This is a genomic window from Thiomonas arsenitoxydans (assembly GCF_000253115.1).
GTDB classification, from domain to species: domain Bacteria; phylum Pseudomonadota; class Gammaproteobacteria; order Burkholderiales; family Burkholderiaceae_C; genus Thiomonas; species Thiomonas arsenitoxydans.
This window is the reverse complement of the sequence record NC_014145.1, coordinates 1,156,973-1,179,658: the sequence shown is the minus strand read 5'-3', so window position 1 is coordinate 1,179,658 and position 22,686 is coordinate 1,156,973. Positions and strand designations below refer to the sequence as shown.

Genomic DNA, 22,686 nt, shown 5'->3' with positions numbered 1-22,686 from the left:
GCCATGACACTCCAGGATTTGCTCGACAGCCACTGCATGCCGCTAGACGCCAGCCAGCGCCTGGACACCGCGGCCATGACGCCCTACCTGCAACTGCTGGACGGCTGGCAGTTTGAAGACGGCAGCATCCGCAAGACCTACGCCTTCGGCAACTACTACCAGACTCTCGCCTTCGTGAATGCGCTGGCGTGGGTGGTGCACCGCGAAGACCATCACCCCGACTTGCTGGTGCAATACAACCGCTGCAGCGTGGCGTTCAACACCCATTCGGCCGGCGGTATTACCCGAAACGACTTCATTTGCGCGGCCAAAGCCGACGCGATGTTTGCCCAGGGCGCCGCGCGCTAAACCGCCAAACGGCCGGCATGGACGACCTAGAGCGCCACAACCCCCAACGCCCCAAGGGCAAGCGCAGCACCAAATCCGCACCGTCCACCTCCCACGGTTTGACCGCACGCATCGTCGGTGCGTTTGGGCGGCACTATCTGGCGCAGCTTGACGATGGCACGGTGCTCGCCTGCGTGCCCCGCGGCAAGCGCGCCGAGGTGGTCTGCGGCGACCGTGTCACCCTCGCCCCGGGTGATGCGCCGCTGGCCATCGAACAGGTGCATGCGCGCCGCAATGCACTGTGGCGCGAAGATCTCTGGCGCAGCAAGATGTTTGCTGCCAACCTCGACCGCGTGATGCTGGTCACCGCCACCTATCCTGGCATCCAGCACGGCCTGATCGGCCGCGCGCTCATCGCGGCAGACGCGGCCGACATTCCCTCAACCCTACTGCTGAACAAATGCGACCTGCCGCAAGCCGAAGCCGCGCGGGCCGAGATGCGGCTGTATCGCGATTTGGGCTACGAAGTGCTCGAACTCTCGGTGCGCACCGACCCACAAGCCGCGCTGGCTGTGCTGACCCCCTTGCTCAGCGGCCAAACCACGCTGCTGCTGGGCGCCTCCGGCGTGGGCAAGTCCAGCCTGACGAATCTGCTGGCGCCGCAGGCGCAGGCGCCCACGCGCGAAATTTCCGAGGCATTGTCAGCCGGCAAGCACACCACGACCGCGACACGGCTATACGACCTACCCGGCTTTCCGCCGGGAAGCGTGCTGATGGATTCGCCAGGCTTCCAGTCCTTCGGTCTGCATCATCTCTCGGTGTCGCAGTTGCAGCACGGCTTTCCGGAAATCCGCGCGCGCAACGGGCAGTGCCGTTTTCAGAACTGCACCCATCGCGACGAGCCCGGCTGCGTGTTCACCACCGACCCGCAAGCCATCTCTGCGTCGCGGCTGGCGCTCTACCGCACGCTCTATGCTGAACTCACCTCGGCTGCACCGCGATGAAGCGGGTGGACATCGCGCCCAATCTGTTAATCGCCACGCTTTGGGCCGATGCGCTCAACGCCGCAGGCCTGCGCGCCGAAGTGTTCTCGCGCTACCTCACCAGCATCGCGGGCGAGATTCCGCCCGATCAATGCAACCCAGCGGTCTGGGTGCTCGACGACGACGATCTGGCGAGCGCCAAACAGTTGCTGCAGGAATTGCGCACCCCCCTGCGCGGCGCGCCGTGGACCTGCCCCGACTGCGGCGAACGTCACGGTCCGCAATTCGCTCAATGCTGGAAATGCGGCCACAGCCGCCCGGATTCGTCCTCGTTCTGATCAGGCCGCATCGCCATCCCGGCGCATTTCAGGTGACGTAGTCGTAACCCCAGGAGGCGCCGCTTCGAGCCAAGGGTGCGCCGCCAAAAGAAGCCCGAAAAGCCACGCCCCTATCGCCGCGGCACTCAGCGTGTCTGCCTGACTGCGGGGAAAAATACCCAGCGCCCCGCTCAGGCTCCAGGCCAGCAGGCTGAAGATCAGCCCGCTCCACAGCAGCCAGCGGCGCGACCGGCGCGGCAGCCACGGCGCCAGCAGCAAACCCGCGGCGATCAAGGTGTTGACCAGCGCGATCAGCACAGCGAACGCACCCATGCCGAGCGCTTGTGCGAGACCGGCCCAGGCCGCAATCCACTCCGCCTGCCCGTTTGGCGCGTGGGCCTGCGCCTGAATCAAAGCGTCCGACAGGCGCAGCCCGAGGCCCGGCTGCCAGGCCGTCCAAACGATCGCAATCCAAAGCAGTCCGACCAGCCAGAAGGCCCAGCGCATCTGCGACAGACCGGGCCTGCGCAGCGCCGCGTCAGACCACGCCGAACCCTGCCATGCCCGCAGCAACAGCAATAGCGCAAAACCCAGCGCATAGACCAGGGCCACCGTGCCAGCGCCGCCGCCGAGCGCGCTCCACACCAGCAGTTCGTAGGCCAGCCCCAGCCATCCCATTGCCGGAAATCCCCAGCCCGTCAACAGCCCGACGGTAAGCAGGGTCTCGACACCAAACAGCAGCGCCAAGCCCTTGCTCACCTCGGCAGCAGACAAAACGCGCCAAACCGCACCATCCCACAAGGCAAGCCAGTGCGGCTGAGCCGCCACATCAGCGGCCTGACGCGCGAACTGCGCGGCGTATTGCGGATGCAAGTGCAGCCCGAGGTTGATGGCGAAGCACACCCCGAACACGAGGCGCAGCCAACGCAGCGCCCGCATCGCAGTCTGATCGGCCATACCGGGCGGCCCAGCCTTTTCGGCGTCGGCCTGAACAAGCGGCAGCCTGACGTGAGGAACGCCATGGCCGTGCTGCGGCGCAGAAGAATTTTGTTGTGTGAACGCCATGCCTGAACTCCCGAACGATGCATCGCCTGACGATGCACCGCAACAAGATTTTGCTCAGGCCGACTTAAATGCGACTTAGGGCGGGCGCTAGAGCCACCCGACCTCGCCTAGGAGAACAGTGTCAATCCAGGCGCCCCAAAAGCAGGAATTCCATCAGCGCCTTCTGGCCGTGCAGGCGATTTTCCGCCTCGTCCCACACCACGCTCTGCGGCCCGTCGATGACTTCGGCCGCCACTTCCTCGCCGCGGTGCGCCGGTAGGCAGTGCATGAACAGCGCATCGGGATGGGCGCGGGCCATCATCTCGCCATCCACCATGAAGCCCTTGAACGCCTGCTCGCGCGCCAGTTTTTCCGCCTCATAGCCCATGCTCGTCCACACATCGGTAGTGATGAGGTGCGCGCCCTCGCAGGCTTGCCGCGGATCGTCGAACTCGCGCAGGTGCGCGATCTGCGCCGCGCTCAGGGGGTAGCCCGGGCGGTTCTTCTCGACGCCATAGCCTTTCGGCCCGGCGAAGTGCAGGGTGAAACCGAGCACTTCCGCGGCCTGCAGCCAGGTGTAGAACATATTGTTGGCGTCGCCGATCCAGGCCACGGTCTTGCCCTGGATCGGGCCGCGATGCTCGATATAGGTCATGACATCGGCGAGGATCTGGCAGGGATGAAACTCGTTGGTCAGGCCGTTGATCACCGGCACGCGCGAATACGCGGCGAAACGCTCGACGATTTCCTGACCATAGGTGCGAATCATCACCAGATCGACCATGCGCGAAAACACCTGCGCCGCATCTTCGATGGGCTCGCCACGGCCCAACTGGCTATCGCGGGTATTGATGTAGATGGCCGCGCCGCCGAGCTGGTGCATGCCGGCCTCGAAGCTCAACCGGGTGCGGGTGGAGTGCTTCTCGAAAATCATCGCCAGGGTGCGATCGACCAGGGGCTGGTGCGGCTCGTAGCGTTTGAACTTGGCCTTGATCAGCGCGGCGCGGGCGAAAACGTAGTCGTACTCCTCACGGTTCAGGTCGGAAAATTGCAGATAGTGCCGCAGCGTGGTTTTCATCACAGCCTCCTTGGATGTCTTTTGTGTGTCTTATTTCGCGGGCGCGTCCTGCAAAAAATCAAGCACCGCGGGAACCAGCGCCTGCACCAGCGCGTCAGCTTGCTCCTGGGTGAAGATCAGCGGTGGCAACAGGCGGACAACCCGCTCCTGCGTGACGTTGAGCAACACCCCGCGCTCCAGCATCCGCCCCACCAGCGCACCGGCCGGCCGGTCGAGCTCGATGCCGATCATCAAGCCCTGACCGCGCACCTCCACCACGCCAGCATGGCCGGCAAACGCATGACGCAGCGCATGCTGAATCTGCTCACCGCGCGCCTGCGCGTTGGCCAAAAGGCCATCGTCTTCGATCACGGCGAGGGTTTCCAGCGCGGCACGGCAGGCTAGCGGATTGCCGCCAAACGTGGTGCCATGCTGTCCGGGGCCGAAAGTGGTCGCGGCCGCCCCGCGCGCCAGAATGGCGCCGATGGGCACGCCCGAAGCCAGCCCCTTGGCCATGGCGATCACGTCGGGACTCACCCCGGCCCACTGATGGGCGAACCATTTGCCGGTCCGCCCCGTGCCGCATTGCACTTCGTCGATCATCAGCAGCCAACCGTGACGATCGCATAGCGTGCGCGCAGCGCGCAAGAAATCAGCGTGCGCCGGTTGAATGCCGCCCTCGCCCTGAATCGCCTCGATGAATACCGCCACGACATTGGGGTGCGTCTCGGCCACGCTTTGCAAGGCCGAGGCGTCGTTCAGCGGCACGCGCACGAAACCTTCGACCAGCGGCTCGAAGCCTTTTTGCACTTTGGGATTGCCTGTGGCCGAGAGCGTGGCCAGCGAGCGCCCATGAAACGCCCGCTCGAACACCACGATTTCCGGACGGTCGATCCCTTTGTTGTGACCGTGCAAACGCGCCAGCTTGATCGCCGCTTCGTTGGCTTCCAGCCCCGAGTTGCAGAAAAACGCCGTGTCCATGCTGCCCAAGGCGCATAAACGGTCGGCCAACTGCTCCTGTAGGGGAATCTGATACAGATTGGACGTGTGGATCAGCTTGCCCACCTGATCGGTCAGTGCGGCGACCAGCCTCGGATGCGCATGGCCCAGCGTGTTGACTGCGATGCCCGAAAGCGCGTCCAGATAGCGTTTGCCCTGGGTATCCCACACCCACGCCCCCTCGCCATGCGCCAGGGCAATGGGCAGCCGCGCATAGGTGTTCATCACATGAGAGGGCATGGTCATTTCTCCTTTGCAAAAAAAAGCAAACCCGGCGGGCAAGGCATAAAAAAGCACTGCGCCTCCGGGGGCAAAGTGAAATTATAGAGAGCGGCGCATGACAGCTGAACTCAGGCAGCCCGGAGCATTTGTTGCAACTGCAACACAGAATCACCGTTCGGGTTTACCCGGTAATACTGCATTGCAGCATAATTGCGGCACCGCAGCAAAACTGCCTCTTCAAGGATTCACAGCCATGAGCGCCTTTCCACACTCCCTAGAACTGGTCAAACCCAGAGAAATTTTCATTCGCGGCGTCACCACCGAGGGACGCACCTTCCGCCCGAGCGACTGGGCAGAACGCCTGGCTGGGCTGATGGCCCGCTTCCGTCCCGTCGGTCTGTGCCGCAAAGAAGCCCACCTCGGTTACTCGCCCTATTGCGTGCCCACCTTGGTGGACGGCGTGCGTTGCTTGGTGGTGAGCGAGTCGCTGCGTGATATCGAGCCCATGGCGTTTGATTTCCTGCTCAACTTCGCCCGCGACAACCAGCTCGACGTGGTTGAAGCCTGCCTGACGCAAGCCGCCGCAATTGACGCTGAAATGGATGCCGAGGTAGAAGACCTGCAAACGGCGCGCGAAACGCTGCAGCGCGTGTTTCAAACCGCTTGAGAACTTCCCGCCCCCGCGCTGACTTGAAGACATAGGCGCACACAAAAAAGCCCGCAGATGCGGGCTTTTTTGTGTGGTCAATCTTTTGGTCAACCCAGAGGCCGACCAGAGCAGGCAAAGCAAATCAGGCCGCGGCGCCGGTAGCGGCAGAGGAGGCCAGCGCCTTGATCGCCGCGTTCAGGCGGCTCTTGTGACGCGCTGCGGTGTTCTTGTGGAAAATCTTTTTGTCGGCGATCGAGTCCAGCACCGGGGCGTTGGCCTTGAACACTTCCATCGCCTTGGCGTGATCGCCAGCGGCGATGGCCTTGCGAACCGACTTCACAGCCGTGCGAAAACGCGAACGCAGCGCGGTGTTGGCGGCGTTGGCCTTGACGGATTGACGCGCGCGTTTGCGACCCGACGGGGTGCGAACGCTCTTCTTTTTGGCTGCGGCTTTGGTTGCCATAGTTGAAATCCTTCTGTATTGCCTGCTCGGGAAACCGGCCATTATAGACAAAAAATAGCGGGGCGCCAGCCTCTTCGAGGCCGAGGCCTGCGAATTCCTATAATGCTGCCCGGTGAATCTGCTCAAGGCCGCCTCCACCATCTCGCTTCTCACCCTGACCTCGCGCATCACCGGCCTGGTGCGGGAAATCATGGTGGCGACTTATTTCGGCGCCAGCGCCTGGACCGATGCGTTCAACGTGGCGTTTCGCCTGCCCAATCTGCTGCGCCGCATGTTTGCCGAGGGCGCGTTTTCGCAGGCTTTCGTGCCCCTGTTGTCGCAGACGCGGCAGACCCAGACGGAAGAGCAGACGCAAGAGCTGATCGATCAGGTGTCCACCGCGCTGTTGTGGATACTCGCGGCGATCAGCCTTGTCGGCGTGCTACTCGCGCCAGTGCTGGTGTGGCTCACAGCGTCCGGCCTGCATCCCGAAGCGTTTGACGCGGCCGTCTGGATGACTCGGCTGATGTTTCCCTACGCGGGGCTGATTTCGTTGGTGGCGCTCAGCGCAGGCATTCTCAATACCTGGAAGCACTTCGCGGTGCCCGCGGTCACCCCGGCGCTGCTCAACTTGGCGATCATCGGCGCCGCAGTGGCGTTTCACAAACTGGTGCATCCGCCCATTTTCGCCCTGGCGATCGGGGTGATGATCGGCGGGGTGGCGCAGTTGGCGGTGCAATGGCCGGCGCTGCGCAAGTACGCCGTGGTGCCACGCTTTCGGCTGAGCTTTCTCAAGGCCTGGCGATCTGAGGGCGTGCACCGCGTGGTCAAGCAGATGCTGCCCGCGAGCCTGTCGGTTTCGGTGGCGCAGGTGTCCATTGTCATCAACACGCAGATCGCGTCGCACCTGCATGCGGGCAGCGTGTCCTGGCTGGCGTATGCGGACCGGCTGATGGAATTCCCCACCGCCATTCTCGGCGTGGCGCTGGGCTCGGTGCTGTTGCCCAGCCTGTCGCGCGCCAGCGCCACGCAAGACGTGGCCAAGTACAGCACCCTGCTCGACTGGGGGCTGCGCCTCACCCTGGTGCTGGCGCTGCCCAGCGCCATCGCGCTGCTGATCTTCGCCCAGCCGCTGGTATCGATGCTTTACAACTACGGCCGCTTCGACCATGCGGATGTGCTGGCCACGACGAGCGCACTGCGGGCTTATGGCATCGGCCTGATCGCGTTGATCGGCGTCAAGATTCTCGCCCCCGGCTTCTACGCCCGGCAAGACTTGCGCACCCCGGTGAAAATCGCCCTGGTGGTGCTGGTGTGCACCCAGCTGATGAACCTGCTGTTCGTGCCGTGGCTGGGGCATGCCGGGCTGGCGCTGGCCATCTCCGTGGGCGCGCTGCTCAATGCCAGCCTGCTGTTTCGCGGGCTGCGCCGACGCGGCATGTTTCAGCCGCAACCGGGCTGGGGGCGGTATGCGCTCAAGGTGGCTCTGGCACAACTGCCGCTGGGCGGGGTGATGTTGTGGGGCGCCGTCGCCCTGCCGTGGGACCGGGCGCATGGCGACCTGCTGCGGCTGGGCATGGGGCTGGGCCTGCTGGCCGTGGCCGCCGTGCTGTATTTCGCTACGCTGCGACTGCTCGGTTTCCGTCTGCGGCAATTCATGCACAGTGAGTGATGTGTTGCGCCAACGCAAGCCGGTGCCCGCTCCGACCTTCCAAAATAAGCGCATCATCAGCTGCATCGCACAACAAGGAGAACGACATGAGCCTCGCCACTGACCTGCGCAATACCCTGCGCGACAAACTGCAGCAACGCCGCGTCCAGATGCTGGCCGACCTCCGGGACGAGTCCATCAGCGACGAGGGCACGCTGGCGGTGCGCAGCCACCGCGGCGAAACCGACGATGAGGCCGTGGTCGAATCGATGGACGCGGTGGAAATCGCCTCGACCGCGCGCGACGCCACCGAGCTTGCCGCCATCGACAGCGCGCTACAGCGTCTGGATACGCCCGACTTCGGCATCTGCATCGACTGCGGCGCGGAGATCGAGCCCGCCCGCCTGCTGGCCGAGCCCACCGTGCTGCGTTGCACCGCCTGCCAGCAGCGTTTCGAGCATCAGCATCACACGCCCGGCGGCGCGCGGCTGTAGCATCCGGGGCATGTGTGCAAGCCCCGTCACTCCTGCCCGCACCCCGCTCGGCGCACCCGGCCTCGAGCGGGTGCTCACCCGCTGGCTGATTCCGGCCTACGTCATCGGCGTGAGTCTGCCCTGGATCATTGGCGCGTGGATCAAGACCGGCTATCAGCCCGGTCTGGTGAACGGCGACCCGCAGCCCACCCGCGATCTGATCGATATTTTTTGCATCGGTATGAGCCTGTTCGACGCCACGCTGGTGTTCACCGTGGGCATCGGCTGCCTGGTGGTGTCCATCATGAAAGGCCCGGTGCGCTGGGCCGACGCCTCTCACGCCACACAACAGGTGCGCGAACCGGACGAGCGCGAGAGGTTTTGAGATGTCTCACGCCATCGCCGTCGCCGACATCACCGGCCTGATTCTCGCCGGGGGCCGCGGCAGCCGCATGGGCGGGGTGGACAAAGGCCTTCAGCCCTGGCGCGGCCAGCCGCTGGCACGGCAAGTGTTGCAGCGGCTCAGGCCCCAGGTGGGCACGGTGTTGCTCAATGCGAACCGCCACGTCGAGGTCTATCGCGGCTGGGGCCTGCCGGTGTTGACCGATGCCGCGCCGGACGAGTTTTCGGGGCCGCTGGCCGGCTTTCTTGCCGGACTGCAAGCGTGTGTCACGCCGTATCTGCTCACCGCCCCCTGCGATTCGCCGCTGTTGCCCACCGATCTGGCCGCGCGTCTGGGCGCCGCGCTGATGGAGTCTTCTGCGCGCATCGCGCTGCCCCGCGCGGGAGGACGGCTGCAGCCCGTGTTCTGCCTGATGGAGGCCAGTCTGCGCGACGATCTGGGAGCCTTCCTTCAATCCGGCGGGCGCAAGATCGAGCATTGGACCGCGCAGCACCCCACGGCCATCGTCGATTTCGACGACACCCACGCCTTCGAAAACATCAACACCCCGGACGACCTGCAGCGGCTGGACGCCGACGTTTCACCATGACCCCTTCATTCGATCTGCAGCACATCATCTCCTGCGTCAGCGGCTATGACCCCAACGCCCTTCGGGTGGACGCGGCGCTGGCGGTCATTCAGGCCAGCATGCAGCCGGTACAGGCCAACGAGCGCCTGGCGGTGCGCGCGGCACTCGGCCGGGTGCTGGCGCAGGACATCATTTCGCCCATCGACGTGCCCGCCCACGACAACTCGGCGATGGACGGCTACGCCCTGCGCGGCGCCGATCTCGCAGCGCAAGGCGACACCGTGCTTTCGATCGCCGGACGCGGGCTCGCCGGTCATGCCTTCAGCGGCGAAGCGCCCGCGGGCAGCGCCGTGCGCATCATGACCGGCGCGGTGATGCCCGCGGGCTGCGACACCGTGGTGCCGCAGGAGTTTTGCCGCGTCGAAGGCGATCAGGTCATTTTCCCGCCCGGCCTGGTGCGGCCCGGCGACAACCGCCGCCTGCGAGGCGAAGACCTGGCGCGCGGCAAGGCGGCCCTGCCCGCAGGCAAGCTGCTGCGCCCGGCCGATCTGGGCCTGATGGCCTCGCTGGGCATGGCCGAAGTCTCGGTGCGCCGCAAGCTGCGCGTGGCCTTCTTCTCCAGCGGAGACGAGCTGCGCTCGGTCGGCCAGCCGCTCGATCCCGGCTGCGTGTACGACAGCAATCGCTACACCCTGTGGGGCATGCTGGAACGTCTGGGCTGCGAAGTCATCGACCTCGGCGTGGTGGCCGACAATCCGCAGGCAGTGGAAGCCGCGCTGCGCACCGCGACCGAATGCGCCGATGTGGTCATCACCTCGGGCGGCGTGAGCGTGGGTGAGGCCGACTACCTGCGCAGCACCCTGGCGAATATGGGCGAAGTGGTGTTCTGGCGCATCGCCATGCGGCCGGGCCGTCCGCTGGCTTTCGGCCAGTTGCGCGCGGGTGCGCACAGCGCCTGGCTGTTCGGCTTGCCGGGCAATCCGGTGGCGGTGATGGTGACGTTCTATGCTTTCGTCCGCCCTGCCCTGCTGCACTGCATGGGCGCCAGCCCGCAGCCGCAGCCGATGCTGCGCGCCGTCAGCGCGCAAACCCTGCGCAAAAAACCCGGCCGCACCGAATATCAACGTGGCCTGCTGACTGCCCTGCCCGATGGCCGCTGGCAGGTGAGCGCCATCGGCAATCAGGGATCGGGCGTGCTCAGCTCCATGTCGCAAGCGCACGGTCTGATCGTGCTGCACCATGAGCAGAGCACCGCACAGGCTGGCGATTTGGTGGACGTACTGCTGTTCGACGGGCTGGTTTGAGCGTTCTGTTTGGGTCGCTCAGAAAATCTTGTTGATCAGATCGTCGCCCAGCCCCATACCCGCGCCCATTTCCATCGCGCGGCCAAAGCCGGAGTTGAGAAAACCGTCGAGCGCGCCCATGATGCCGCCGCCCTGCTGCTGCATGGGCATGGCCGCGTTCTGCGCCATCATGCCCTGCGGCATGTAGCCGGGCTGCATGGCGGCCGGCATCGCCTGCATCTGCTGCGCCTGGTTCTGCCACATGCCGTGGATGGCCTGCAGCACTTGCCCCATCTGTTGCTGCTCGGCCTGCACGCCCAGCGCAACTTCGCGCAGATCGAGCAACCATTCGCGCGCGTCCTGGTTGCCGCCCTGGGCCGCCGTCTGCAGCTTGGCGGCCAGCGCCTGCAATTGCTGCCCGACCTGCTGCGCCTCGCTCTGCAGTTGCTGATACTGCTGATCGATGGTCTGAATATCCATGCGGAAGCCTCCGGGTTGTTCAAAGACTTCTATTGCACCGCAGCGCCAGCGCCCTGCGGGTCAATGGATGTCAAAGTGGCAACAATTCATTCAAGCGCGTCCATCAGTTTGTCCTGCTCATCGTTTTTCGGCTGCCCGCGGCCCAGCAAGGCGTAGAGCAGGATGGCGCCGAAGGTTGCCGTGCCGATGCCGCCCAGTGCGAAGTCGCCGAACTTGAGGGTGAAGTCTGCCGTGCCCAGCATCAGGGTGATGGCCACGATGATGAGGTTGCGGCTGTCGGAGAAGTCCACCTTGTTGTCCACCCAGATGCGCGCGCCGGAAACCGCGATCAGTCCGAAAATGACAATGGCCACGCCGCGCAGCACCGGCGGCGGAATGAGGTGAATGAGCGCGCCGAATTTGGGGCTGAAGCCGAACACAATGGCAATCACCGCGGCGGTGGCGAAAATCAACGTGGAGTAGATCTTGGTCGCGGCCATCACGCCGATGTTCTCGGCATAGGTGGTCACCCCCGTGCCCCCGGCCGAGCCAGAGACGATGGTGGCCAGGCCGTCGCCGAGAAAGGCGCGGCCCATGTAGCGATCGAGGTTGCGGCCGGTCATGGCGGTGACGGCCTTGATGTGGCCCAGGTTCTCCGCCACCAGAATGACCACGACGGGCACGATCAGCGTCATCGCCTTGGGCTGAAACTCGGGCGTGGCGAACGTCGGCATGCCGAACCAGGCGGCGTTGGACAAGCCGGAGAAATCCATCGGCGTGCCCAGGCCCAGGCCATTGGTGAGCACGGCGTAAATCACGCTGGCGATCAACAAACCCACCAGAATGAGCAGCCGCTGCACCATGCCGCGGGTGTAAACCGCCACCAGACCGATGCTGACGAAGGAGATCAGCGCCATCCAGTCGTCGAAGTTGCTCGCGCCGTGACTCTTGATGGCGATGGGCGCCAGATTCAGCCCGATCACCGCGACCACCGAGCCGGTCACCACCGGCGGCATGAGCCGCTCGATCCATTTCACCCCCACGCCCATGACGATGAGGCCGATCACCGCATACACCACGCCGCAGGCGATGATGCCGCCCAGCGCGACACCAATGTTGGGGTTCGCCCCGCTGCCCGAATAGCCGCTGGCCGCGATGACCACGCCGATGAACGAAAACGACGAGCCGAGATAACTCGGCACTCGCCCGCCGACGACCAGAAAGAAAATCAACGTGCCGATGCCGCTCATCAAAATCGCGATATTGGGACTGAAACCCATGAGCAGCGGCGCGAACACCGTCGAGCCGAACATGGCCACCACATGCTGCAGCCCCATCACCAGGGTCTGCGGCCCGGGCAGGCGTTCATCCGGGGCGATCACCCCGCTGGTCTTGAGTTGCCATTTAGGAAAGTAGCCATCGGCCATATTGCGCTCCGCCTTGGATTGAGAGTGGGTGGGATCGGGCTTGAGCTCCGGCGCATGCCGACCGCTGCCCCGGTTTTTACTTGGTGCCGAAAATGCGGTCGCCCGCGTCGCCCAGACCCGGCACGATGTAGCCGTGGTCGTTGAGCCGCTCGTCGATGGCGGCCAGGGTGATGGGCACGTCCGGGTGGGCGGTGCGCACGGTGCGCACCCCTTCGGGCGCGGCCAGCAGGTTCACCAGCTTGAGCGAGGTCGCTCCGGCGCGCTTGAGATGGGTGAGCGCGGCGGCGGCCGAGTTGCCGGTGGCCAGCATGGGATCGACCACGATCACCAGGCGTTCGGCCATGTCTTCGGGCACCTTGAAGTAATACTCCACCGGCTCCAGCGTGGCCGGGTCGCGGTACAGGCCGATGTGGCCGACGCGGGCGTTGGGCAGCAGGTCGATCATGCCGTCTAGCATGCCGTTGCCCGCCCGCAGGATGGACACCAGACACAGCTTCTTGCCCGCGAGGATGGGCATACGGCACTGCGCCACCGGCGTGGTCACCTCGACCAATTCCGTGGGCAGATCGCGGGTGGCTTCATATGCCAGCATGGCGGCGATTTCGCGCACCAGTCGGCGGAAGTTGTCGGTGGTGGTGTCCTGGCTGCGCGCCAGCGTGAGCTTGTGCTGCACCAGCGGATGCGAGACGACGTGGACCTGGGAATCATTCATGGCGGGCTCTTTTTGGAATTGTGACGTTGGAGTAAGAACGGCAATTTTGCGTCATCCCGCTGTACCCACCTGCTACAGCCGCAACCGTTGGTGTGCAAACTGCCGGGAATCGGATGCTACGGGTTTGCACTGAGGCGTTTGTTGAACCATACTGCAGTGCAACAGAAAAAAGAGATGCGATTCGCACCGCCCCCATTCCAACCAGGAGACTCTCAATGCGTTTACCCCTTTTGACCCTGCTTGCGGGCTGCGCGCTGGGCCTGCAGGCCCAGGCCGCCTTTGCCGCGCAGCCCACCCCGAACGACCCCGAAGTGATGCGCGGCGCCTATCTGGCCCGCGCCGGCGATTGCATCGCCTGCCACACCGCGCCGAAAGGCAAGCCCTTTGCCGGCGGCCTGCCGATGAATCTGCCCATGGGCATCGGCAAGGTTTACTCGCCCAACATCACGCCGGATAAAACGGACGGCATCGGCAACTGGACTTTCGCGCAGTTCGACGAAGCCGTGCGCCACGGCAAGTCGCCGCGCCTGGGCTACCTCTACCCGGCCATGCCTTACCCCTCGTATGCCCGCATCGAGCCGCAGGACATGCGTGCGCTCTACGCCTATTTCATGCACGGTGTGCAGCCGGTGGCGCAGGCCAACAAACCCGAAGACATTCCCTGGCCGCTGAACATGCGCTGGCCGCTGGCGGTGTGGGACTGGTTGTTCGCCCGCGACGGCGTTTACAAACCCGACCCTAAGCAGACCGCGCAATGGAACCGCGGCGCTTATCTCGTTGAAGGACTGGGGCACTGCGGCGCCTGCCATACCCCGCGCGGCCCGTTTCTGCAAGAAAAAGCACTGGCGCCCGGCGGGGCGGATGGCAGCCTGTATCTCTCTGGCGCGCGCATCGACAACTGGTACGCGGCCAATCTGCGCGGCGACCAGTCCGACGGTCTGGGCCGCTGGACCCCAGCCGAACTGGTGCAACTGCTCAAAACCGGGCGTACCGCCAACTTCACCATTGTCGGCAGCATGACCGATGTGATCCACGACAGCACCCAGCACCTGAATGACGGCGATCTGCAAGCGATTGCCGTGTTCCTCAAATCGTTGTCGCCCATCCACCCGAATGCCGCGATCAACCAGCCGCAAACCCCGGTGATGACCGCTGCTGCCCGGGCCGGCGATCCGCTGTACGCGGCGCATTGCGCCATGTGCCATCAGGCGCAGGGCCAGGGCATTCCCAATGTGTTCCCCGCGCTGGCGCTCAACCCCACGGTCAATACGCCCGACCCGATCAACACCATTCGCATGATGCTGCACGGCGGACATACGGTCGAGACCAAAGGCAACCCCACGCCCATGGCCATGCCCGATCTGGGCGCCACGCTCAACGACACGCAAGTGGCTGAAATCGCCAGCTATGTGCGCAGCAGCTGGGGCAACGACGCGCCGAACGTCAGCGCAGACGAGGTGGCGAAAATCCGCAAACTCGTTGCGGCGAAATAATCCAAGCAGCTCTTCCAGGCCCGGCCCAGCCGGGCTTTTTTGCGCCCTCAAGAAAACGCCCGGGCGCCAAAGACACGTTCCGTTTCAAATCAACGCACTTGTTCACCGCTTTGCGCAAAGTCCAGACCGAGAATGAATCATGACATTTTGAAGACGCGCCAAGCACGCGTCGGTTCAGTTTCATCCTCTGGAGACTCTCATGTCCATTCGCGCATCCAAAAAAATTCTGCGTCACCTCGCAGCCGGTCTGGCTTTGAGTGCCACGGCCGTTGCCGCCCACGCTGCGGCGGCTCCGTCGCAGATCAAGATCGGCACGCTCTACGCCAGCAGCGGCCCCTTCGCCGTTGCCTCGCAAGGCCAGTATGAAGGCCTGAAGTATTGGGCCGACGCCATCAACAAAGAGGGCGGCGTGTTCGTCAAGGCGTTCAACAAAAAGATTCCCGTCAAGCTCGTCGCCTACGACGACCAAAGCTCCACTTCCACCGCGACCACGCTCTACAACCAGCTCATCACGCAAGACAAGGTGGACGTGCTCGTGGCCGACTTCGGCTCGGTGCTCACCTCGGTGGCCGTGCCGCTGGCCGCCGAGCACCACATGCTGCTGATCGACCCGACCGGCTCGGGCGCCAACTTCTTTACCAAGCCCACCAACTACCTCGCCGATGTCAGCATTCCGTCGAGCACGGTGTGGCCGGTGCCGCTGGCCAACTATCTGGTGCAGCAGAAGATCAAGCGCGTGGCCATCGTCTATAGCGCCAACGACTTCGACGCTTCTCAGGCCGCCACCCTCAAGGACGTGCTGGCCAAGGCCGGCATCAAGCCGGTGTATGACCACGGCGTGCCCACCAGTGAGTCGAACTACACCATCCTGCTGCACACCATTGCCGCCACTCAGCCCGAGGCGGTGCTGGAGTTCGGCTATGCGCCCAACGACATCGCCTTCCTCAAGGCGCTGCACCAGAGCGGACTGCATTTCCCCATGACCTTCACCATCTTTCCGGGCCAGCTGCTGTCGCTGCTGACCAAGAACGTGGGTGAAAAGGCGCTGGCCTATACCTACACCTACCCGACTCCGCCGCTGGTGAAGTACGACAAGGTGAGCTACGGCATGAACACCCAGCAGTTCGTCGATGCCTTCAAGGCGGCCATGAAAAAAGAGCCCAACTTCCTCGATTGCTCGGGCTACAACACCGGGCTGATCGTGCAGCACATGCTCGACATGGCGCCCAAGTTCGACCAGCTCGCCTTCCATCAGGCCGTCATGGATATGTCAGGCAAGACCACCACCCTGCTTGGCCCCTTCGACGTCAACGCCAACGGCGCCCAGCTCGGCCAGCCCTTCCCGGTGGCGCAACTACAGCCCAAGGACGGCAAGCTCGACGTGGTCGTGGTCTATCCGCAAGACAAGGCGACCGGCAAAGCGGTGTATCCCGCGCCCAAGCCGTAAGCGCGACAAGGCGGGTGACAAAGCGGCGCGGCAGGTGCGGCCTGTGCGCCGCTTCATTCGACTAATCCACCAAAAGCAGCTCAGGGAGGGCGCGTGGAACTGCTTGAATACGCCATCATCGGCGGCATTCTGTATGGCATTTATTTCAGCCTGATCGGCATCGGACTGAACCTGATCTTTGGCGTCATGCGCATCATCAATCTGGCGCATGGGCAGTTCATCGTGCTGGGCGCGTATGCCGCCTGGCTGGTGTCGCGCCACTTCGGTTTCAACCCGCTGTGGGGCGTGCCGACGGTGATCGTGGCCGCCATCGTCATCGGCTATCCGCTCTATTACGCCGTGGTACCCCGACTGCAGCGCAGCGGCGACCCGGAAATGCTGTCGTTCATTCTGTTTTTCGGCGTGGGGCAGATGCTCGAAGCACTCACCGGACTGGGCTTCGGCGCCGATCAGCGCTCGCTGCCCAGCGAGGCGCTGGGCTCGGGCAATCTTGGGGTATTTGGGCAGGAGTTTCCGGACAGCTGGTGGTGGGCTGCCGGAGTGAGCATTGCCGCCATCGTGGCGCTGTGGCTGTATTTCACCCGCACCCGGCTGGGCTACGCCACCCGCGCCATCATGGCCAGCCGCGAAGAAGCGCTGGCGACCGGCATCAACGTGAACAAGGTCTCGGCGCTGGCTTTCGTGGCCGGGCTGGCGCTCGCCGGTGTCGCCGGGGTGTTTCTGCCCTACCTGCTCGGCTCGGTTTCGCCCGATCTGGGCGACAGCCTCACCACCACCTCGTTCGCCATCGTCATCATCGGCTCGCTGGGCAACCCGCTGGGCACCATCATCGGCGGCCTGGTGTTCGGGCTGGGCACGATGTTGATGCAGACCTATTACTCCTCCTGGTCCAACCTCGTGCCTTATGTGCTCTTGCTGGTGATCGTGCTCATCCGCCCCACGGGCCTGCTCGGAAAGGCGGTGCGCAGTGTCTGAACATTCTTTGCTACAACGCTGGCGACCAGGGCTCATCGTGCTGGCCTTGCTGATTGCGGTGTTCCTATTTCTGCCGCATGTCTACGGCAACGAGTCGCTGCTGTTCACGCTGATGACTTTCATCGTGCTCGCGCAGGGCCTGAATCTGCTCTATGGATTTACCGGCTACTTGCCCTTCGGTTATGTGGGCTTTTTCGGCTGCGGCGCTTATGCCACCTCGCTGCTGGTGCTGCACAGCGGTCTGCCGGTGCTGCTGTGCGTGGTGGGAGGCGGGCTCGCTGCGGTGGTGATGGGGCTGATTCTCGGGCCGCTGCTGCGGCTCTCGGGCGCTTACTTTTCCATCGCCAGCCTGGCGGCGTCGCAGATTCTGTATTTCGTGGTTTCCAACACCAATCTGGCCGACATCACCGGCGGGCCTTACGGGCTGAAGATCGAACAGGTGTACGCGCCTAGCGCGAGTTATCACACCATGCTGGCGGTGCTGGTTCTGGCCACCGCGCTGGCCGCCTACTTTCGCGTCTCGGCCTTCGGCATGGGGCTGCGCGCCATGAGGCAAGACCCGGTGAGCGCGTCCATGGTCGGCATCAACATCGTGCGCGCCCGGCTCATCACCTGGCTGATTTCGGCTGGCGTGGCCGGCTTGGCCGGCGGGGCCTATGCGTGGAATCTGTCGGTGTTCTATCCCGAAGCGGTGTTCACCTTGCAGATTTCGGTGTTCGCCATCGTGTTCTCGTTGTTTGGCGGGGTGGGCACGGTCATCGGCCCCATCATCGGCGCGGGAGTGCTTTACAGCTTGTATTCGGCGATCGGCATTTCAGAGCCGCAGTATTTCCAGTTGATCTACGGCGGGCTCATCGTGCTGCTGGTGTTGTTCATGCCCGGCGGCGTGCTGTCGCTGTTGACGCGGAGGGGTGTGCGTGTCTTCTGAAACCCTCCTTCAGCTTCAGGGCGTGAACAAGCGCTTCGGCGGCCATGTGGTGCTCAACGACGTGAGCTTCAGCCTCGCGCCGGGCGAGATCGTCGGTCTGGTCGGGCCCAACGGCTCGGGCAAGACCACGACCATCAATGTCATCTCGGGCCTGTACCGCGCCGACAGCGGCAGTATTGCGTTCGACGGCAAGCCGGTGCACAAGGTGCCGATGCACAAGCTGGCGCAGCTCGGCATCAACCGCACTTTTCAGGTGCCCAAGACCTTTCGCGATATGACGGTGCGCGAGAACATTGAAGTGGCTGCGCACTTCGGCCATGCCGCGGGCGCGGTGGACATCAACGCCATCCTGCACGACATCGAGTTGGACGAGCAGGCCGACAAGCTGGCGGGTTCGCTCACGGTCAACCAGCAAAAGCTGCTCGATCTGGGGCGCGCGCTGGCCACGGGGCCGAAGCTGCTGCTGGTCGATGAAATCGGCGCCGGGCTCAACCCGGCCGAGCTGGGCGGCATTGCCGAGCTGCTGCGCAAGCTGTCGCAGCGCGGCATCGCCCTCATCGTGGTGGAACATCTGATGGCGTTTCTCGGCAGCATTACCCAACGTGTCATCGTGCTCGGGGCCGGGCGCATGTTGTTCGAGGGCTCGCTCGACGCCGCCTCGCAACACCCAGAAGTCGTGGCCGCCTTCTTCGGGGGACAAGCATGAGCGCAGCAGAGATGAACGCCGCCGCCCTGCTCTCGCTACGCGATGTGCAGACCGGCTATGGCGCGCTGCAAGTGCTCTGGGGCGTCGATCTGGAGGTGATGTCCGGCGAGACGGTGCTGCTGCTCGGCGCCAATAGCGCGGGCAAGTCCACCTTGCTGCGCACCCTCATCGGGCTGCTGCCGTGCTGGCGGGGCGAGATTGCCTTTGAGGGCGAACGCATCGACCGTCTCGCACCCGATCAGCGCATTCGCCGCGGCATGGCCTATATGTCGGAACTCGGGGTGTTTCCCACCCTGTCGATCGACGAGAACATCGCCCTGGGCGGCTACTTTCTGAGCGATGCGCAGATTCGCAAACGCAAGGAGCAGTTGTTCGCGCTGTTCCCCGATCTCGCCGCCAAGCGACGCGACGCGGCGGGCACGCTGTCGGGCGGGCAGCGCAAGATGCTGGGCATCGCCAAGGTGCTGATCTCCGAGCCCAAGCTGCTGCTGATGGACGAGCCGTCCTCGGGCCTGGCACCGGTGTTCGTCAAGCAGGTCATCGAAGTGCTCAAGACCAGCATCGGCGCGGGCACCGCCCTGCTCATCGCCGAGCAGAACGTGGCCTTTCTGGAGCTGGCCGACCGCGGCTATCTGATCGATCACGGCAAGGTGCGTCTCTCGGGCACGCGGGCCGAACTCGAAGCCAGCGACGCGGTTCGCGAGACTTACTTCGGGCTGTAAACTCGGCGGCAACGATGCGGCATGTTGTCGCGTGTTGCCGCCATGCCCTACTCCACCTCCCGACAAGACGCCTTCAAACAGAGCACCTATCGCCGCATCTACCCGCTGCGCGTGGTCGGCATGGGGCTGGGCGGGCTGGCGATAGCCGGGGTGCTGATCGAACAGCACGCGCACCCGTGGCGCTGGGCGCTGATGATCGCAAGCTGCCTGCTGTGGCCACAGATCGCCCTGCTGTGCGCGCGGATGAGCGCCAACAGCTACCGCGCTGAAAAACACAACCTGCTGATCGACTCGGCCATCGCCGGCATGTGGGTGGCGTTGATGCATTTCAACCTGCTGCCCAGCGTGGTGCTGGTCACCGTCACCACCTTCGACAAACTCAGCAGCGGCATGCGCCGCCTGTGGCTGATCTCGCTGCCGGGGCTGTTTGGCGCCGCGGTGCTTACCGCGTTGATTCTGCGCCCGCCGGTGCAGCTGGAAAGCTCGCTGCTGATCGTTGCCTGCACCTTGCCGCTGCTGGTGGTGCACACCCTGTCGAGCAGCATCGGCAGCTACCGGCTCATCCGCACCGTGTCGCGGCAGAACAAGCTGCTGGAACAACTGCGCCGCACCGATGCGCAAACCGGGCTGTTCGCCCGCGACCACTGGCAGCAGCAGGCCGACGCCGCGCTGCAGCTTTTTCAGGCCGTGGGGCAACCGGCCTGTCTGCTGATGATCGATGTGGATCACTTCAAGCAGGTGAACGATACCTACGGCCACACGGCCGGAGACGACGCCATCCGCGCAGTCGGCCAACTCATCCGCGACTGCATCTGCGAAGAAGACTGTGCCGGTCGCTACGGCGGCGACGAGTTTGCGGTGCTGTGCCAGAACACCGGCCAGCCCGACGCGCTGGGCATCGCCGAGCGCATCCGCACCGAGTTGCTGACGCTGCGGCTGCCGCATCACCCAAATGTGCGGCTGAGCAGCAGTATCGGCGTAGCCGCTGCCGCCCCGGCATTCAGCAACCTGCAAGCCTGGATGCAAGCCGCCGACGCTGCGCTTTACTCGGCCAAGCACCAAGGGCGCAACCAAGTAGCGAGTCACCCGACTGCTCCTTACGCTGCAGCGCAGGTTCGCCCCGCCTGAATCAAAGGCCACCTACGGCGGCAATAGTTGGCAATTCGCCCGGTGCAGGTCGCCTTCGCCCCTTCAATTGAGGGGGATGTCCGTTTACATTTCTTGGCATTGATGCGCACTGACCCCGCCCCCATGCCGCACGAAGCCCAGATCACGACCGCACCGCAAGCCATTGCCGCGGCACGCGTGCGGCTGTTGCTCGCCACGGTGCCGGTCTCTGCCGTGACCAACGCCTCCGTGGCGCTCATCGCCATGGCGCTTCTGCACGGCGGCGCACCCGCCGGCTTTTATGCGGTCTGGGGTGGCGTGATGATCGGCCTACAGGCGATTCGGCTGTTGGTCTGGCTGATCTGGCGCGGGGCGTCGGCGGAAAACCTTCGCCCGGTGCAGCGTTCGCTGCGGCTACGCGTGCTGCGGGCCGCGTCCTTGGCCACGGGGATGAGTTGGGGCGCGATTCCTGCCGCCCTCTTTCCCGCAACCCCCATCGAGCAGTCGTTCGTCGCCTTCTTCTTGGCTGGGGTGAGCGGAGCTGCGGTGGCGGGTCTGGCGTTCGACGCCTGGGCTTCCGGGCTGTTCGTCGTCTCGGTCATCATGCCGCTGGCACTGCGCCTGATGGGGGTGCAGACCTCTTTGTCCACGGCGATGGCGGCCATGGTTTGCATCTATCTGCTCTACCTCGGCGTGGCGATACGCCGCGGGCAGCTCCAGTTCCTGCAACTGCTCGATTGGCGCACGCGGGCCGAAACCGCGCGCGCACGCACCGCGCGGCAAGCCCAGCTCAACGCCCTGCTGGCCGAAGCCAACCAGCGTGGCACCAGTGCGCCCAATGCCGCAGCGCTCTATGCCGCGATCTGCCGCACCTACGCAGCGCTGGACGGCCAAGCGCCGCTAAGCATCGTGCAGCGCGACCCCATCACAGGAGGTTTCGAGATCGCCGCGCAGTCCGGCTCGAACTCCGGCCCGGTACCGATGGACGTGCTGGACACCTCGCTGCTCGACACCGCCTGGGGCCAGAATCGCCCGCAGTTCCAGGGCGATGGCCGCACGCTGGACGCCTGCATCCCGCTGCATGCGCAAGGGCAGGTGTGCGCCCTGCTGCGCGTGGTCTGCGCCAACGCGGCTGAGCGGCTCCCTTGCGAAATGGACGACAGCCTGCGCGACTGGCTGCTCAACCTCGCCGCCAGCGTGGATCGCGGGCTGCAAGCCATCAGCCAGCGCGAGCGCATCGACCGGCTGCAAAACCTCTACCGCGCCCTGATCAGCGAAGGCGAAGTGGTGCTGCAGTCGCGCAGCGCAGAAGAGATGCTGCAGCGCACCTGCGACACCCTCGCCACCGACACCCAGTTCCATGCCGCCTGGCTGGCGCGGCCGGACGACAGCGGCGCCTTCCGCGTGCTGGCGCGCGCAGGCGAAGGCGCCCTGCAGCTCGATCACTTTCGCGTGCATCTGAACGACGCCAACCGCGTGCCCCTGGTGCTGCGCGTCTGGGATACCCAGACTCTGCAGGTTTGCAATGACCTGCTCCGCGACCCGGACATGCAGCCCTGGAACTCCACACTGTCGCGCTATCGCTGGCACGCCGCCCTGGCCACCCCCGTATGGCGCGGTGGCGCGCTGTGGGGGGTGCTGGTGTTCACCTCGCCACAGGCGCAGGCCTTCGACGAGCAGACCATCGCCCTGTGCGAGCAGGTCGCGGCCCTGCTGGGCTATGGGCTCGATGAACTCGACGTGAAAGAGCGCCTGAGCCATCTGCAGCGCGTCGAAGCTCATCGCGCGCGGCACGACACCCTCACCGGCCTGCCCAATCGCTATGCCCTGGAGCAATACCTGCCCGAAGTCATCGCCCGCGCGCGTCGACAAGGCAGCCTGTTCGCCGTGGGCATGATCGATCTCGACGGCTTCAAGCTGATCAACGACACCTGGGGCCACAGCGCGGGCGACCGGGTGCTGCGCGAACTCACCCGCCGCCTGCAGGCCGTGCAGCGCCAGACCGATTTCCTGGTGCGACTAGGCGGAGACGAATTCGTCGTGGTGATGGAAGACCTCAACCCGCTCGAAGTCCAGACCGGCTATGCCAACAGCGTGCAGCGCCTGCGACAAGCCGTAGCTGCCCCGTTCGACATTGCGCCGAATGTGCAACTACCCATCGACATGAGCATCGGCATCTCCGCTTACCCGCTCGACGCGCAGGACGCCGACACCCTGATGCGACTGGCCGACAAAGCCATGTACGCGGCCAAACCGAAAAACAGAACCTCTGAGAATTCCCCCTGAATTGCG

At 64.6% G+C, this 22,686-nt stretch carries 24 protein-coding genes; 17 read left to right on the top strand and 7 right to left on the bottom strand.

Translation table 11 applies throughout. The features are described from left to right. Nucleotides 1-3: 3 nt before the first annotated feature. Genes THI_RS05425 through THI_RS05415 form a run of 3 tightly spaced genes read left to right on the top strand, consistent with a single transcriptional unit; the run spans nucleotide 4 to nucleotide 1,648 of the window. A complete protein-coding gene (locus THI_RS05425) occupies nucleotides 4-348 on the top strand; it encodes a 4a-hydroxytetrahydrobiopterin dehydratase (protein ID WP_013105230.1) in 345 nt (114 codons plus the stop codon). A gap of 17 nt (nucleotides 349-365) precedes the next feature. Further along, nucleotides 366-1,331: a ribosome small subunit-dependent GTPase A gene (rsgA, locus tag THI_RS05420; RefSeq protein WP_013105229.1), complete on the top strand. Its 966-nt coding sequence runs from the start codon at nucleotides 366-368 to the stop codon at nucleotides 1,329-1,331. After that, on the top strand, nucleotides 1,328-1,648 hold the full coding sequence (locus THI_RS05415) for a putative signal transducing protein (RefSeq protein ID WP_013105228.1): 321 nt from the start codon (nucleotides 1,328-1,330) through the stop codon (nucleotides 1,646-1,648). The genes rsgA and THI_RS05415 overlap by 4 nt, the downstream gene beginning before the upstream one ends. On the opposite strand, the gene THI_RS05410 is transcribed toward THI_RS05415, so the two are convergent. The 3 genes from THI_RS05410 to THI_RS05400 form a co-directional block, all read right to left on the bottom strand. Next, nucleotides 1,649-2,692 (bottom strand): hypothetical protein, encoded by a 1,044-nt coding sequence (locus tag THI_RS05410; RefSeq protein WP_013105227.1) that lies wholly within the window; start codon nucleotides 2,690-2,692, stop codon nucleotides 1,649-1,651. Between the two features lie 121 nt (nucleotides 2,693-2,813). Beyond that, nucleotides 2,814-3,749, bottom strand: coding sequence for an ornithine carbamoyltransferase (argF, locus tag THI_RS05405; protein WP_013105226.1), 936 nt, complete (start codon nucleotides 3,747-3,749; stop codon nucleotides 2,814-2,816). A 30-nt stretch (nucleotides 3,750-3,779) separates the two neighbouring features. Next, on the bottom strand, nucleotides 3,780-4,967 hold the full coding sequence (locus THI_RS05400; protein WP_013105225.1) for an acetylornithine transaminase: 1,188 nt from the start codon (nucleotides 4,965-4,967) through the stop codon (nucleotides 3,780-3,782). 235 nt (nucleotides 4,968-5,202) lie between these two features. On the opposite strand from THI_RS05400, the gene THI_RS05395 reads away from it, so the two are divergent. Next, nucleotides 5,203-5,616: a DUF3579 domain-containing protein gene (locus THI_RS05395; RefSeq protein WP_013105224.1), complete on the top strand. Its 414-nt coding sequence runs from the start codon at nucleotides 5,203-5,205 to the stop codon at nucleotides 5,614-5,616. Nucleotides 5,617-5,740: 124 nt separating this feature from the next. Here the strand turns inward: THI_RS05395 and rpsT are convergent, their stop codons facing one another. Next, nucleotides 5,741-6,061, bottom strand: a complete 321-nt coding sequence (rpsT, locus tag THI_RS05390) for a 30S ribosomal protein S20 (protein ID WP_013105223.1) — start codon at nucleotides 6,059-6,061, stop codon at nucleotides 5,741-5,743. A gap of 112 nt (nucleotides 6,062-6,173) precedes the next feature. Here rpsT and murJ point away from each other — a divergent pair, with 112 nt between their 5' ends. The 5 genes from murJ to moeA all read left to right on the top strand — a co-directional run bounded on the left by murJ (nucleotide 6,174) and on the right by moeA (nucleotide 10,439). Then, nucleotides 6,174-7,712, top strand: coding sequence for a murein biosynthesis integral membrane protein MurJ (murJ, locus tag THI_RS05385; RefSeq protein WP_013105222.1), 1,539 nt, complete (start codon nucleotides 6,174-6,176; stop codon nucleotides 7,710-7,712). A gap of 86 nt (nucleotides 7,713-7,798) precedes the next feature. After that, a complete protein-coding gene (locus tag THI_RS05380) occupies nucleotides 7,799-8,185 on the top strand; it encodes a TraR/DksA family transcriptional regulator (protein ID WP_013105221.1) in 387 nt (128 codons plus the stop codon). 10 nt (nucleotides 8,186-8,195) lie between these two features. Further along, nucleotides 8,196-8,549: a hypothetical protein gene (locus THI_RS05375; RefSeq protein WP_013105220.1), complete on the top strand. Its 354-nt coding sequence runs from the start codon at nucleotides 8,196-8,198 to the stop codon at nucleotides 8,547-8,549. A gap of 1 nt (nucleotide 8,550) precedes the next feature. After that, entirely contained in the window at nucleotides 8,551-9,156 is a 606-nt protein-coding gene (mobA, locus tag THI_RS05370; protein ID WP_013105219.1) for a molybdenum cofactor guanylyltransferase MobA, read from the top strand. Then, complete coding sequence (gene moeA, locus THI_RS05365) at nucleotides 9,153-10,439, top strand: molybdopterin molybdotransferase MoeA (RefSeq protein ID WP_013105218.1); 1,287 nt, start codon at nucleotides 9,153-9,155, stop codon at nucleotides 10,437-10,439. Before mobA ends, moeA begins: the two co-directional genes overlap by 4 nt. Before the next feature lie 18 nt (nucleotides 10,440-10,457). Here the strand turns inward: moeA and THI_RS05360 are convergent, their stop codons facing one another. The 3 genes from THI_RS05360 to upp form a co-directional block, all read right to left on the bottom strand. Further along, nucleotides 10,458-10,898, bottom strand: coding sequence for a hypothetical protein (locus THI_RS05360; protein ID WP_013105217.1), 441 nt, complete (start codon nucleotides 10,896-10,898; stop codon nucleotides 10,458-10,460). An 86-nt stretch (nucleotides 10,899-10,984) separates the two neighbouring features. Then, nucleotides 10,985-12,304, bottom strand: a complete 1,320-nt coding sequence (locus tag THI_RS05355) for a solute carrier family 23 protein (protein ID WP_013105216.1) — start codon at nucleotides 12,302-12,304, stop codon at nucleotides 10,985-10,987. 76 nt (nucleotides 12,305-12,380) lie between these two features. Next, complete coding sequence (gene upp / locus THI_RS05350; RefSeq protein ID WP_013105215.1) at nucleotides 12,381-13,016, bottom strand: uracil phosphoribosyltransferase; 636 nt, start codon at nucleotides 13,014-13,016, stop codon at nucleotides 12,381-12,383. Between the two features lie 215 nt (nucleotides 13,017-13,231). Between upp and THI_RS05345 the strand changes: the two genes are divergently transcribed. The 8 genes from THI_RS05345 to THI_RS05310 all read left to right on the top strand — a co-directional run bounded on the left by THI_RS05345 (nucleotide 13,232) and on the right by THI_RS05310 (nucleotide 22,680). Beyond that, nucleotides 13,232-14,509, top strand: a complete 1,278-nt coding sequence (locus THI_RS05345; RefSeq protein WP_013105214.1) for a c-type cytochrome — start codon at nucleotides 13,232-13,234, stop codon at nucleotides 14,507-14,509. Nucleotides 14,510-14,708: 199 nt separating this feature from the next. Next, entirely contained in the window at nucleotides 14,709-15,956 is a 1,248-nt protein-coding gene (locus THI_RS05340) for an amino acid ABC transporter substrate-binding protein (RefSeq protein ID WP_013105213.1), read from the top strand. Nucleotides 15,957-16,049: 93 nt separating this feature from the next. After that, nucleotides 16,050-16,931 carry a branched-chain amino acid ABC transporter permease gene (locus THI_RS05335; protein ID WP_013105212.1) on the top strand — a complete coding sequence of 294 codons (882 nt, stop codon included), beginning with the start codon at nucleotides 16,050-16,052 and terminating at the stop codon, nucleotides 16,929-16,931. Next, nucleotides 16,924-17,859, top strand: a complete 936-nt coding sequence (locus tag THI_RS05330; RefSeq protein ID WP_013105211.1) for a branched-chain amino acid ABC transporter permease — start codon at nucleotides 16,924-16,926, stop codon at nucleotides 17,857-17,859. The genes THI_RS05335 and THI_RS05330 overlap by 8 nt, the downstream gene beginning before the upstream one ends. Beyond that, entirely contained in the window at nucleotides 17,849-18,565 is a 717-nt protein-coding gene (locus THI_RS05325) for an ABC transporter ATP-binding protein (RefSeq protein ID WP_013105210.1), read from the top strand. Before THI_RS05330 ends, THI_RS05325 begins: the two co-directional genes overlap by 11 nt. Next, nucleotides 18,562-19,287: an ABC transporter ATP-binding protein gene (locus THI_RS05320; protein ID WP_013105209.1), complete on the top strand. Its 726-nt coding sequence runs from the start codon at nucleotides 18,562-18,564 to the stop codon at nucleotides 19,285-19,287. Before THI_RS05325 ends, THI_RS05320 begins: the two co-directional genes overlap by 4 nt. Nucleotides 19,288-19,329: 42 nt before the next feature. Continuing rightward, nucleotides 19,330-20,415, top strand: coding sequence for a diguanylate cyclase (locus tag THI_RS05315; RefSeq protein WP_041609162.1), 1,086 nt, complete (start codon nucleotides 19,330-19,332; stop codon nucleotides 20,413-20,415). Between the two features lie 123 nt (nucleotides 20,416-20,538). Beyond that, nucleotides 20,539-22,680, top strand: coding sequence for a sensor domain-containing diguanylate cyclase (locus THI_RS05310; RefSeq protein WP_013105207.1), 2,142 nt, complete (start codon nucleotides 20,539-20,541; stop codon nucleotides 22,678-22,680). Nucleotides 22,681-22,686: the final 6 nt, after the last annotated feature.